This is a genomic window from Leclercia sp. GLN_9 (assembly GCF_043105735.1).
GTDB lineage: Bacteria > Pseudomonadota > Gammaproteobacteria > Enterobacterales > Enterobacteriaceae > Enterobacter > Enterobacter adecarboxylatus.
In genome coordinates, this window is the sequence record NZ_JBICLV010000046.1 from 69,603 (window position 1) to 82,719 (window position 13,117).

Here is a 13,117-nt window from a genome sequence, read left to right on the forward strand (position 1 = left end):
TTTGCGCCTTCTCTTACAGGGAGAGGGCTGCGGTGAAGGCATTTGCCTGCACCGCATCAACCACGATTACAGCAGTTCTTTCGCTTTCGCGACCACGTTCTCAACGGTGAAGCCGAACTCTTCGAACAGCTGCTCAGCCGGCGCAGACTCACCGAAGGTGGTCATGCCGACGATAGCGCCGTTCAGGCCCACGTATTTGAACCAGTAGTCAGCGATACCCGCTTCGATAGCAACACGGGCAGAAACAGCTTTCGGCAGCACGGACTCACGGTATGCCGCATCCTGCTTGTCGAAGGCGTCGGTAGACGGCATGGAAACCACGCGCGCTTTAACGCCTTCGCCTGCCAGCTGATCCCATGCCGCAACCGCCAGTTCAACTTCAGAACCGGTCGCGATGAAAATCAGCTCAGGCTGACCGTCGCAGTCTTTCAGCACATAACCACCGCGGGCGATGTTCGCCAGCTGCTCTTCGGTACGATCCTGCTGAGCCAGGTTCTGACGGGAGAGGATCAGTGCGGTCGGGCCGTCCTGACGCTCAACGCCATATTTCCACGCTACCGCAGATTCAACCTGGTCACATGGACGCCATGTGGACATGTTCGGGGTCACACGCAGGGAAGCAACCTGCTCTACCGGCTGGTGAGTCGGGCCATCTTCGCCCAGACCGATGGAGTCGTGGGTGTACACCATCACCTGACGCTGTTTCATCAGCGCAGCCATACGCACCGCGTTACGGGCATATTCCACAAACATCAGGAAGGTAGAGGTGTAAGGCAGGAAACCACCGTGCAGAGAGATACCGTTAGCAATCGCGGTCATACCGAATTCACGTACACCGTAATGGATGTAGTTACCGGCAGCATCTTCGTTGATCGCTTTGGAACCGGACCAGATGGTCAGGTTGCTTGGCGCCAGGTCAGCAGAACCGCCGAGGAATTCTGGCAGCCACGGGCCGAAGGCTTCGATGGCATTCTGGGATGCTTTACGGCTGGCGATTTTGGACGGGTTCGCCTGCAGTTTAGCGATGAATTCGTTCGCTTTCGCGTCGAAGTCTGCTGGCATTTCACCTTTCATACGACGGGTGTATTCAGCCGCTTCCTGTGGGAAGGCTTTAGCGTAGGCAGCAAATTTCTCGTTCCATGCGGCTTCTTTCGCCTGGCCCGCTTCTTTGGCATCCCACTGCGCGTAGATCTCAGACGGGATCTCAAACGCGGCGTGTTTCCAGCCCAGCTGTTCGCGGGTCAGGACGATCTCTGCGTCACCCAGCGGTGCGCCATGGGAGTCGTGCGTACCGGCTTTATTCGGGGAACCGAAACCGATGATGGTTTTGCACATCAGCAGGGACGGTTTGTCGGTCACAGCGCGTGCTTCTTCTACTGCGCGTTTAATCGCTTCAGCATCATGGCCATCAACACCACGCACCACGTGCCAGCCGTAGGCTTCGAAACGTGCTGCGGTATCGTCGGTGAACCAGCCTTCAATGTGACCATCGATGGAGATGCCGTTGTCGTCATAGAACGCAACCAGTTTGCCCAGCTTCAGGGTACCGGCCAGGGAGCATACCTCGTGAGAGATACCTTCCATCATGCAGCCGTCGCCGAGGAATGCATAGGTGAAGTGGTCAACAATGTCATGACCCGGACGGTTGAACTGCGCCGCCAGCGTCTTCTCAGCAATCGCCATACCCACGGCGTTAGCAATACCCTGACCCAGCGGACCGGTGGTGGTTTCTACACCTGCGGTGTAACCCACTTCCGGGTGGCCTGGGGTTTTAGAGTGCAGCTGACGGAAGTTTTTCAGCTCTTCGATTGGCAGGTCGTAGCCGGTGAGGTGCAGCAGGCTGTAGATCAGCATGGAGCCGTGGCCGTTGGACAGTACGAAACGGTCACGGTCAGCCCAGGCCGGGTTGTTCGGGTTGTGGTTCAGGAAATCACGCCACAGTACTTCGGCAATGTCAGCCATACCCATTGGGGCACCCGGGTGACCGGATTTAGCTTTTTGTACAGCATCCATGCTCAGCGCACGAATAGCATTGGCAAGCTCTTTACGTGAGGACATTTTGACTCCAGATCGGATGTTGAAGGCCATACCCGTTTCGGCTTGACGACAGCGCGTTTTGGGCTACGCCAGAAAAAAGTGCCAACAATGTAACCCAAGCGACAAAGCATGTACATGGACCATTCTTTTGCCGGTTAAGAAATCTCTGGAACACGCTCGCACGTTGCGCAATCTTCTCGCTCGCCGTCGTTTATATTCTTTATACTTAGCCATACTCCGGCCTCGCTGCCGTGATGTACTTTCAGAATTTATCGTGTTTAACGAGTGCGGAAGCAACCTAATGAAAATGCGTGCAATAGTGCTGGCTCTGGGAACAACGCTCCTGCTGAGCGGATGTCAGAATATGGACTCGAACGGTCTGATGAGCTCCGGTGCAGAGGCGTTTCAGGCCTACACCCTGAGCGATGCTCAGGTTAAAACATTAAGCGATGAGGCCTGTAAGGAGATGGACGGTAAAGCTACCATCGCGCCGGCAGGCAGCACTTACGCTCAGCGTCTGGATAAGATTGCTTCTGCGCTTGGCAATAACATCAATGGCCAGCCGGTAAACTACAAGGTTTATATGGCCAAAGACGTCAACGCCTTCGCCATGGCCAACGGCTGCATCCGCGTTTACAGCGGGCTGATGGACATGATGACCGACAACGAAGTCGAAGCGGTTATCGGGCATGAAATGGGTCACGTTGCGCTCGGCCACGTGAAGAAAGGAATGCAGGTTGCGCTTGGCACCAACGCCGTTCGCGTGGCGGCGGCATCTGCCGGGGGCATTGTCGGGAGCCTGTCGCAGTCACAGCTTGGCGATCTCGGTGAAAAACTGGTCAACTCCCAGTTCTCCCAGCGTCAGGAATCCGAGGCCGATGACTACTCTTACGATCTGTTGCGCAAACGCGGCATCAATCCGTCCGGTTTAGCCACCAGCTTCGAAAAACTGGCTCAACAGGAAGCAGGCCGTCAAAGCTCAATGTTTGACGACCACCCTGCCTCTGCAGCACGTGCGCAGCATATTCGCGATCGCATGGCCACAGACGGCATTAAGTAACAGCGATCATCAGGCCGGGCAACCTGTCCCGGCCTGTTTCTTTATTACTCGCCTTTTTTCGCAGCCTGGATGTAGAGCATTTCCAGCGCCAGCGTCGCAGCGGCAAGCGCCGTGATCTCAGACTGATCGTAAGCCGGAGCCACTTCTACCACGTCCATACCCACGATGTTCAGATCTTTCAGACCGCGTACCAGCTTAATGGCGCGATCGGAAGTCAGGCCACCGATGACCGGGGTGCCGGTACCTGGCGCAAAGGCCGGATCCAGGCAGTCAATGTCGAAGGTCAGATATACCGGCATATCACCCACGATCTGTTTCACCTGCGCGATGATGTCGTCCACGCCGCGATCGTTCACCTGACCGGCATCCAGCACGGTGAAGCCGTTGTCTTTGTCGAACTCGGTACGGATACCAATCTGCACGGAGTGGTTAGGATCGATCAGACCTTCTTTCGGCGCGGTGAAGAACATGGTGCCGTGGTCAAATTCGCAGCCGTTCGCGTAAGTGTCGGTATGGGCGTCGAAATGCACCAGCGCCATCTTACCAAAGTGCTTCGCGTGGGCGCGCAGCAGCGGCAGGGTCACGAAGTGGTCACCCCCGAAGGAGAGCATACGCTTGCCGGCAGCCAGCAGTTTTTCTGCGTGGGCCTGCAGTTTTTCACTCATCTCACGCGCGTCACCGAAGGCATAAACCAGGTCGCCGCAGTCAACCACGTTCAGGCGCTCGCGCATGTCGAAGTTCCACGGGAAACGATTGTGCTCCCAGGCCAGGTTAGTAGAGACCTGACGAATGGCCGCCGGGCCATGACGGCCACCGGCACGACCGGATGTCGCCATATCAAACGGCACACCGGTAATTACCCAATCCGCATCGCTGTCGTACGGCTGGAAATTCATCGGAAGGCGTAAAAAACCAAAGGCGTTAGATACCAGGGAGTTATCGTACTGATGGCCTAAAGTGCTCATGTCCTGACCTCTTTTTAAAGTCGATACATTAAAAATAGATGAAAAAAAATCCCTTCCGCGTCGTTAAACCCGACGAGGAAGGGATTGATTCGAATAGTGCTTGTTGCGGCGGATTATCGCCGCTAATTCATACGGGTTCAAGAGAGTATAAAGCATCGCGCGCGCTTTGCTCCTCACCCTACCCCTCCCCAAAAAGAAGAGGGGATGTGAACACCTGCTCCCTTTTAAAAAGCAGGCTGGAAAAGGGGAAAGCGCGAATGCTTTACTCGTCTTCCAGATACGTGTAGCCGTACAGACCCGCTTCAAACTCTTCCAGGAACTGCTTCTGCAACGTATCGTCAAGATCGGTGTTTTTCACCTGATCGCGGAACTGCGTCAGCAGCTTGTTCGGATCGAGCTGCACGTACTGCAACATATCCGCCACGGTGTCGCCCTCGTCAGAAAGCTCCACTTCGACGTTGCCGTCAGGGAAGACAAACACGTCAACCGCTTCGGTATCCCCGAACAGGTTATGCATGTTGCCCAGAATCTCCTGATATGCCCCGACCATAAAGAAGCCCAGCATAGGTGGACTCTCTGGATCGTACTCCGGCATCGGCATGGTGGTGGCGATGCCATCACCGTCAATGTAGTGATCGATAGCCCCGTCTGAATCACAGGTAATATCCAGCAGCACTGCGCGACGCTCAGGCACCTGGTTCAGCCCTTCGAGCGGGAGGACCGGGAACAGCTGATCGATACCCCAGGCATCCGGCATCGACTGGAACAGAGAGAAGTTGACGTACATCTTGTCCGCCATTCGCTCCTGCAGTTCGTCGATAATCGGACGGTGCGCACGATTGCTCGGGTCGAGCTGTTTCTGCACTTCGTGGCACATGTTCAGATACAGCTGCTCTGCCCAGGCACGCTCCTGCAGGCTGAACGCGCCGGATGAATAGCCGGTGTGAATATCGTGCAGGTCCATCTGGCTGTCGTGCAGCCATTCACGCAGGGAACGACGGGTGCCCGGCTCGTGCATCTCAATCCAGGTTTCCCACATGCTTTGCAGCGCGCGTGGGGCATCGTCTTCCGGTGGCGTGGCTTCGGTGTATTCGTTGCGCTCGACGCCGATGATGTTAGACACCAGCACCGTGTGGTGCGCGGTCACCGCACGCCCGGACTCGGTGATCACCGTCGGGTGCGGCAGGCCGTTCTCTTCACACGCATCGCCAATGGCCCAGATAATGTTGTTGGCGTACTCGTTCAGGCCGTAGTTTACGGAACAGTCGGACTTCGAGCGGGTCCCTTCGTAATCCACGCCCAGACCGCCGCCCACGTCAAAGCACTGGATGTTCACGCCCAGCTTGTGCAGCTCGACGTAGAAACGGGCCGACTCACGCACGCCCGTCGCGATATCGCGGATGTTGGCCATCTGCGAACCGAGGTGGAAGTGCAGGAGCTGGATGCTGTCCAGGCGACCACGTTCACGCATGATCTCCACTAGCTGCAGAACCTGGTTCGCCGCGAGGCCGAATTTGGATTTCTCACCGCCGGAGGACTGCCATTTACCGGAGCCTTGCGAGGCCAGACGCGCACGCACGCCAAGACGCGGCACCACGTTCAGGCGCTCGGCCTCTTCCAGCACGATATTAATCTCGGACATCTTCTCGATGACCAGATAGACCTTGTGACCCATCTTCTCGCCAATCAGCGCCAGACGAATGTATTCACGGTCTTTATAGCCGTTACACACGATCACCGAGCGGGTCATGCCAGCATGCGCCAGCACCGCCATCAGCTCGGCTTTGGAACCGGCTTCCAGCCCCAGCGGTTCGCCGGAGTGAATTAAGGATTCGATTACGCGACGATGCTGATTCACCTTGATCGGATAAACCAGGAAATAGTCGCCGTTGTAACCGTAAGATTCACGCGCGCGCTTGAAGGCGGCGTTGATAGAACGCAGACGGTGTTGCAGGATCTGTGGGAAGCAGAACAGTGCAGGCAAACGCTGCCCCTGCGCTTCACGCGCTTTCACCAGTTTGGCGAGATCGACGCGCGCTTCCGGTACGTCAGGATCCGGGCAAACGCTGATGTGGCCCAGTTCATTGACGTCGTAGTAGTTATTGCCCCACCAGGCAATATTGTAAGTGCGCAGCATCTTGCTGGCTTCCTGGGAGCTCATCGCAACCTCCTGCATAGAACGTAGTACACCCTGTTCGCCTGCTGACGAAGGCGAAAAAGAAGACATGTCGTCAGACATAGCGAACCTCAACTCTTACTATTCAGTGTAAAACAGTTGACTACTATCGCAGCGTCAATCTGCGATAACAACCCATTATCCGACCGGATTTCCAGCACAGAATGCTGAAAGCCGGGGCGTGCGACCGGTTTCTTATTCATATCATTGTAAAACACGTATCCGAACTCTGTATGACAAGGTCCGGCGAAACCACGAGAAAACTCTTGTATTTACAAGAGCGCCCTTGTTCAGACTTCACAAAGCGTAGTGCCTGCCCTGGAATCCTGAGAAGCGCCGAGATGGGTATAACATCGGCAGGTTTGCAGATTAGAAATGCGAATGGCGGGGAGCATGTTCCAGCCTGAAAGGCAGAACTGTTTAAGCGGAAAACGACGGTTCATTATCTCGTATCACCTCCACGCAAGCTTAAGCAAACTCGCGACAAGTTAAAGCTAAAAGTTCACTGCTTTACCCGGCTGGAAGTGGCGACACGAAGAAACGTCGTGTGCTTTTTTTGTATGAGCCGCGCGCCGCGTTTTATACCGACAAGACAGGGAAAATGCAAAATATAAATGTGTGCATTGCCAGGACCGTCAGTAAAAATTTCCAGTCGGGTTTTCAGGGTCGTAGGCGCACCGACAAAAAAAGCTGGAAATCGGGCGAAGAAGTGACCTAAAATAGCCGTCCAGATGTTAATCCATCCATACTGATTAACACTCAGACTGCCAGTGTCATCGTTTGCAAGCCCTGGTGGAAAACCCTGCCGCGGCTATCCCACACGACAGTTTGAGCTAAACAAATTCTCCTTAGGTAAATTAAAACATGGCAAAACACCTGTTTACGTCCGAGTCTGTATCAGAAGGACATCCTGATAAAATTGCTGACCAGATCTCCGATGCAGTGCTGGATGCGATCCTCGAACAGGATCCAAAAGCGCGCGTCGCCTGCGAAACCTATGTCAAAACAGGCATGGTGATGGTTGGCGGTGAAATCACCACCAGTGCATGGGTTGATATCGAAGAGATCACCCGTAACACCGTGCGTGAAATCGGCTATGTGCATTCTGATATGGGCTTTGATGCCAACTCTTGCGCCGTACTGAGCGCCATCGGCAAACAGTCCCCTGACATCAACCAGGGCGTTGACCGTGCCGATCCGCTGGAACAGGGCGCAGGCGACCAGGGCCTGATGTTTGGCTACGCCACCAACGAAACCGACGTGCTGATGCCAGCCCCTATCACCTATGCTCACCGTCTGGTGCAGCGTCAGGCTGAAGTGCGTAAAAACGGCACCCTGCCATGGCTGCGCCCTGATGCGAAAAGCCAGGTAACCTTCCAGTACGATGACGGCAAAATTGTCGGCATCGACGCGGTGGTTCTGTCCACTCAGCATGCCGAAGATATTGATCAGAAATCCCTGCAGGAAGCAGTGATGGAAGAGATCATCAAGCCGGTTCTGCCGACCGAGTGGCTGAATGCTTCTACTAAATATTTCATCAACCCAACCGGCCGCTTTGTTATCGGTGGACCAATGGGCGACTGCGGTCTGACCGGTCGTAAGATCATCGTTGATACCTACGGCGGCATGGCCCGTCACGGTGGCGGCGCGTTCTCCGGTAAAGATCCGTCTAAAGTTGACCGTTCCGCAGCCTACGCAGCACGTTATGTTGCCAAGAACATCGTTGCGGCTGGCCTGGCTGACCGTTGTGAGATTCAGGTTTCCTACGCAATTGGCGTGGCAGAACCGACCTCCATCATGGTTGAAACATTCGGCACCGAGAAAGTGGCAACTGAGCAGCTGACCCTGCTGGTGCGCGAGTTCTTCGACCTGCGTCCATACGGTCTGATCCAGATGCTGGATCTGCTGCACCCAATCTACAAAGAAACCGCTGCATACGGTCACTTTGGTCGCGAACATTTCCCATGGGAAAAAACCGACAAAGCCGCCCAACTGCGTGAAGCTGCCGGTCTGAAATAATCGACTGACAGTCTTTCTGAAAGGCCAGCCCCGTGCTGGCCTTTTTGTTTTAAGCGTTTACAACGCCCGCCATGAAATCGCTTACACCCAAATAAAATCAGGCCCTTTCGGAATACTCTCTTTGTCACTCCTGGCCCTCTGACATATTTTTACTGTCTCCTCATAAAATCTTTACATTGTTGAAACAGCTAAGCCAAATGGAGGGCAAAATGCCTGACAATAAAAAACAGGGGCGGACGTCTAACAAGACGATGACGTTCTTCGTCTGCTTCCTTGCCGCTCTGGCAGGATTACTCTTCGGTCTTGATATCGGCGTTATTGCCGGGGCATTGCCGTTTATCACGGATGAATTCCAGATCAATTCTCACACGCAGGAATGGGTTGTCAGCTCGATGATGTTCGGCGCGGCCGTCGGCGCAGTCGGCAGCGGCTGGCTCTCCTTCAAACTCGGGCGTAAAAAAAGCCTGATGATTGGCGCCATTCTGTTTGTCGCCGGTTCGCTCTTTTCCGCAGCAGCGCCAAACGTGGAAGTGCTGATTGTCTCCCGCGTGCTGCTCGGCCTGGCGGTAGGCGTCGCCTCTTACACCGCGCCGCTTTACCTGTCGGAGATCGCGCCAGAGAAAATTCGCGGCAGCATGATCTCCATGTATCAGCTGATGATCACTATCGGGATTCTGGGTGCTTACCTTTCCGATACCGCATTCAGCTATAGCGGCGCATGGCGCTGGATGCTGGGCGTCATTATTATCCCGGCGATCCTGCTGCTGATCGGTGTCTTCTTCCTGCCTGACAGCCCACGCTGGTTTGCGGCCAAAAGGCGCTTTAACGATGCGGAGCGCGTGCTGCTACGCCTGCGCGATACCAGTGCAGAAGCGAAACACGAGCTGGAAGAGATCCGCGAAAGCCTGAAGATCAAACAGAGTGGCTGGGCGCTGTTTAAAGAGAACAGCAACTTCCGCCGGGCGGTGTTCCTTGGCGTGCTGCTGCAGGTGATGCAGCAGTTTACCGGGATGAACGTCATCATGTATTACGCGCCAAAAATCTTTGAACTGGCGGGCTACAGCAATACCACCGAGCAGATGTGGGGCACGGTGATCGTCGGTCTGACCAACGTGCTGGCAACCTTTATCGCCATCGGCCTGGTGGATCGCTGGGGCCGTAAACCGACGCTGACGCTGGGCTTCCTGGTGATGGCCGCCGGCATGGGCGTGCTGGGAACGATGATGCATATGGGCATCCACTCCACTACCGGCCAGTATGCCGCCGTCGCGATGTTGCTGATGTTTATCGTGGGTTTTGCAATGAGCGCAGGTCCTCTGATTTGGGTGCTGTGTTCTGAGATCCAGCCGCTGAAAGGGCGTGATTTCGGTATCACCTGCTCCACCGCTACCAACTGGATCGCCAACATGATCGTCGGCGCAACCTTCCTGACCATGCTCGATACGCTGGGTAACGCCAATACCTTCTGGGTGTACGGCGGTCTGAACCTGCTGTTTATCGTGCTGACCCTGTGGCTGGTTCCTGAAACCAAACACGTGTCGCTGGAACATATTGAACGTAACCTGATGAAAGGTCGTCCCCTGCGCGAAATCGGCGCTCACGACTGATCCCGCCGGGTTCCTCCCCTCGGGAGGAACCCGCTTGCACCGCTCCGCGACAGGCTCTATGCTCTGCCGTTATGAAAACACCCCGTCTCCCCATTGCGCTTCAGCAAGCCGCCATGCGCAGCCTGCGTGACAACCTGGCGCAGGCCAATCTGAAGCTCGCCCGGAACTATCCTGAACCGAAACTGGTCTGGCAGCAGCGCGGCACCGCAGCGGGCACCGCCTGGCTGGATGCGTATGAGATCCGCCTCAACCCGATCCTGATGCTGGAAAACCAGCAGGCTTTTATCGAGGAAGTGATCCCGCATGAACTGGCGCACCTGCTGGTGTGGAAACATTTTGGCCGCGTCGCCCATCATGGCAAAGAGTGGAAATGGATGATGGAAGCGGTGCTGGGCGTTCCGGCTCGTCGCACGCATCAGTTCGAGCTTGATTCAGTACGGCGCAATACCTTCCCTTATCGTTGCTCGTGTCAGCAGCACCAGCTTACCGTGCGTCGTCACAACCGGGTGGTACGCGGCGAAGCCACCTACCGCTGCGTGAAATGTGGTGAACCGCTTATGGCGGAGTAAGCGGCAGAACTAACAGGAACATTCCTGATCTAGCTGATTGCATACTGGAACAACTTTCGTTACGTTGCGGGCTCGTTTTGACACGGAGCTCACGATGTCCCGTAATTTCTCTCTCGCGGTCGCTTTTCTGACGACGGCGTTCTCAGGCCATGTGCTGGCCGAAGGTATCCATAGTTTCTCTCAGGCAAAAACTGCAGGCGTGAAGGTCAATGCCGATGTCCCCGGCGATTTTTACTGTGGCTGTAAAATTAACTGGCAAGGCAAAAAAGGCGTCGTGGATCTGGCGTCCTGCGGCTACAAAGTGCGTAAAAACGAGAACCGCGCCAGCCGCATCGAATGGGAGCATGTCGTACCGGCCTGGCAGTTCGGCCACCAGCGTCAGTGCTGGCAGGATGGCGGACGAAAAAACTGCGCCAAAGATCCGGTCTATCGTCAGATAGAGAGCGATATGCATAACCTGCAGCCCGCCGTGGGCGAGGTGAATGGCGATCGCGGCAACTTTATGTACAGCCAGTGGAACGGCGGCGAAGGCCAGTATGGCCAGTGCGCCATGAAAGTCGATTTCAAAGATAAACTCGCCGAGCCGCCGGCCCGCGCCCGGGGCAGCATCGCCCGCACCTACTTCTACATGCGCGATCGCTATCAACTGACTCTTTCCCGCCAGCAAACCCAGCTTTTCAATGCCTGGGATAAACTCTATCCGGTGACCGCCTGGGAGTGCCTGCGCGACGAGCGTATTGCCAAAGTGCAGGGGAATCACAATCCGTACGTCCAGCGCGCTTGCCAGGCGCAAAAGAGCTAACCTACACTAGCGGCAATTGTTTCTTTGTGTACCCCTCACCCTCGCCCTCTCCCCTCAGGGGAGAGGAGACAGAATGTGCAAGGGACTCAGCTCTTGATGGACTTCTTAACTATGCGTGTTCCTCGTATTTATCATCCCGAAATGATCGTTGCAGGCAGCGAAATTGCCCTCTCTGAAGAGGCCGCCAACCACGTCGGCCGCGTGCTGCGCATGGGCGCAGGCCAGGCGATTCAGCTGTTTGATGGATCAAACCAGGTGTTTGACGCACAAATTACCCGCGCCGATAAAAAAAGCGTGCAGGTGAGTATCCTGCGTGGCGAGCTCGACGATCGGGAATCACCGCTGCATATCCATTTAGGCCAGGTGATGTCACGCGGCGAAAAAATGGAATTCACTATCCAGAAATCGATCGAACTGGGTGTAAGCCTCATTACGCCACTTTTTTCTGAACGCTGTGGCGTTAAACTGGATGCCGAACGTCTGAATAAGAAGCTCCAGCAGTGGCAAAAAATCGCCGTTGCCGCCTGTGAACAGTGTGGCCGCAATCGCGTCCCGGAGATCCGACCGGTCATGGATCTCGAAGCCTGGTGTGCGGAAGAGGAGCAGGGTCTGAAGCTCAATCTGCATCCCCGCGCCAGCGCCAGCATTAACACCCTGCCGCTGCCGGTGGAACGCGTGCGTCTGTTGATTGGCCCGGAAGGCGGGTTGTCGGCAGAAGAGATTGCCATGACCGCGCGCTACCAGTTTACTGATATTCTGTTGGGACCCCGCGTTCTGCGTACTGAGACCACCGCGCTAACCGCCATTACTGCCCTGCAGGTGCGTTTTGGCGATTTAGGTTGAAGCATTAACGGAGAAGACAATGATCAAGCTCGGCATCGTGATGGATCCCATCACAAGCATCAATATCAAGAAAGATTCCAGCTTCGCTATGCTGCTGGAAGCGCAACGTCGCGGCTACCAGCTCCACTATATGGAGATGAGCGACCTGTACCTGTTTAACGGCGAAGCGCGTGCCCGCACCCGCATTGTCAACGTCGAGCAGAATTACGATAAATGGTACGAGTTTGGTTCCGAGCAGGATCTGCCCCTGGCCGAACTCGACGTCGTCCTGATGCGTAAAGATCCGCCGTTCGACACCGAATACATCTACTGCACCTATATCCTTGAACGTGCAGAAGAGAAAGGGACGCTGATCGTCAACAAACCGCAGAGCCTGCGTGACTGCAACGAGAAGCTCTACACCGCCTGGTTCTCTGACCTGACGCCAGAGACGCTGGTGACGCGCAGCAAAACGCAGTTGAAAGCCTTCTGGCAGAAACACGGCGACATCATCCTGAAACCGCTGGACGGTATGGGTGGTGCATCTATCTTCCGCGTCAAAGAGGGTGACCCGAACCTCGGTGTGATCGCAGAGACCCTGACCGAGCATGGCTCTCGCTACTGCATGGCGCAGAACTATATTCCGGCCATTGTTGATGGTGATAAGCGCGTGCTGGTAGTGGACGGCGAGCCGGTGCCATACTGCCTGGCGCGTATTCCACAGGGTGGTGAAACCCGTGGTAATCTGGCGGCCGGTGGCCGTGGCGAACCGCGCCCGCTGACCGAAAGCGACTGGGAAATTGCCCGCCGCGTTGGCCCGATGCTAAAAGCCAAAGGGTTGATCTTCGTCGGCCTCGACATCATTGGCGATCGTCTGACAGAAGTGAACGTCACCAGCCCAACCTGTATTCGTGAAATCGAAGCGGCGTTCCCGGTGTCCATTACCGGCATGCTGATGGATGCGATCGAAAAACGGCTGAAGCAGTAGTAACCCAGCCAATACTGTTAGTGACAGCATCCGGGTTTGTACGCATACTGGGTGCTGTCGCTTTTTAAACCA

At 55.5% G+C, this 13,117-nt stretch carries 11 protein-coding genes; 7 read left to right on the forward strand and 4 right to left on the reverse strand.

Annotation, left to right across the window (positions count from 1 at the left end; all coding sequences use genetic code 11):
* Window positions 1-66: 66 nt before the first annotated feature.
* On the reverse strand, window positions 67-2,058 hold the full coding sequence (gene tkt, locus ACF8PE_RS23080; RefSeq protein WP_032613909.1) for a transketolase: 1,992 nt from the start codon (window positions 2,056-2,058) through the stop codon (window positions 67-69).
* Window positions 2,059-2,338: 280 nt separating this feature from the next.
* On the opposite strand from tkt, the gene ACF8PE_RS23085 reads away from it, so the two are divergent.
* Window positions 2,339-3,097 carry a M48 family metallopeptidase gene (locus ACF8PE_RS23085; protein ID WP_032613911.1) on the forward strand — a complete coding sequence of 253 codons (759 nt, stop codon included), beginning with the start codon at window positions 2,339-2,341 and terminating at the stop codon, window positions 3,095-3,097.
* A gap of 44 nt (window positions 3,098-3,141) precedes the next feature.
* On the opposite strand, the gene speB is transcribed toward ACF8PE_RS23085, so the two are convergent.
* The 3 genes from speB to yqgB form a co-directional block, all read right to left on the reverse strand.
* Window positions 3,142-4,062, reverse strand: a complete 921-nt coding sequence (speB, locus tag ACF8PE_RS23090; protein WP_059307233.1) for an agmatinase — start codon at window positions 4,060-4,062, stop codon at window positions 3,142-3,144.
* Between the two features lie 262 nt (window positions 4,063-4,324).
* Window positions 4,325-6,301 (reverse strand): biosynthetic arginine decarboxylase, encoded by a 1,977-nt coding sequence (speA, locus tag ACF8PE_RS23095; RefSeq protein ID WP_032613916.1) that lies wholly within the window; start codon window positions 6,299-6,301, stop codon window positions 4,325-4,327.
* Window positions 6,302-6,309: 8 nt separating this feature from the next.
* Window positions 6,310-6,441, reverse strand: a complete 132-nt coding sequence (yqgB, locus tag ACF8PE_RS23100) for an acid stress response protein YqgB (protein ID WP_127472193.1) — start codon at window positions 6,439-6,441, stop codon at window positions 6,310-6,312.
* A gap of 661 nt (window positions 6,442-7,102) precedes the next feature.
* Between yqgB and metK the strand changes: the two genes are divergently transcribed.
* The 6 genes from metK to gshB all read left to right on the forward strand — a co-directional run bounded on the left by metK (window position 7,103) and on the right by gshB (window position 13,045).
* Complete coding sequence (gene metK / locus ACF8PE_RS23105; protein WP_032613918.1) at window positions 7,103-8,257, forward strand: methionine adenosyltransferase; 1,155 nt, start codon at window positions 7,103-7,105, stop codon at window positions 8,255-8,257.
* Window positions 8,258-8,466: 209 nt separating this feature from the next.
* On the forward strand, window positions 8,467-9,864 hold the full coding sequence (galP, locus tag ACF8PE_RS23110) for a galactose/proton symporter (RefSeq protein WP_032613920.1): 1,398 nt from the start codon (window positions 8,467-8,469) through the stop codon (window positions 9,862-9,864).
* Window positions 9,865-9,935: 71 nt separating this feature from the next.
* Window positions 9,936-10,433, forward strand: a complete 498-nt coding sequence (locus ACF8PE_RS23115; protein ID WP_392495323.1) for a SprT family zinc-dependent metalloprotease — start codon at window positions 9,936-9,938, stop codon at window positions 10,431-10,433.
* Window positions 10,434-10,527: 94 nt separating this feature from the next.
* Entirely contained in the window at window positions 10,528-11,235 is a 708-nt protein-coding gene (endA, locus tag ACF8PE_RS23120) for a deoxyribonuclease I (RefSeq protein ID WP_032613924.1), read from the forward strand.
* A 111-nt stretch (window positions 11,236-11,346) separates the two neighbouring features.
* Window positions 11,347-12,078, forward strand: a complete 732-nt coding sequence (gene rsmE, locus ACF8PE_RS23125; protein WP_032613955.1) for a 16S rRNA (uracil(1498)-N(3))-methyltransferase — start codon at window positions 11,347-11,349, stop codon at window positions 12,076-12,078.
* A gap of 19 nt (window positions 12,079-12,097) precedes the next feature.
* Window positions 12,098-13,045, forward strand: coding sequence for a glutathione synthase (gshB, locus tag ACF8PE_RS23130; RefSeq protein ID WP_392495324.1), 948 nt, complete (start codon window positions 12,098-12,100; stop codon window positions 13,043-13,045).
* The last annotated feature ends 72 nt before the right edge of the window (window positions 13,046-13,117 follow it).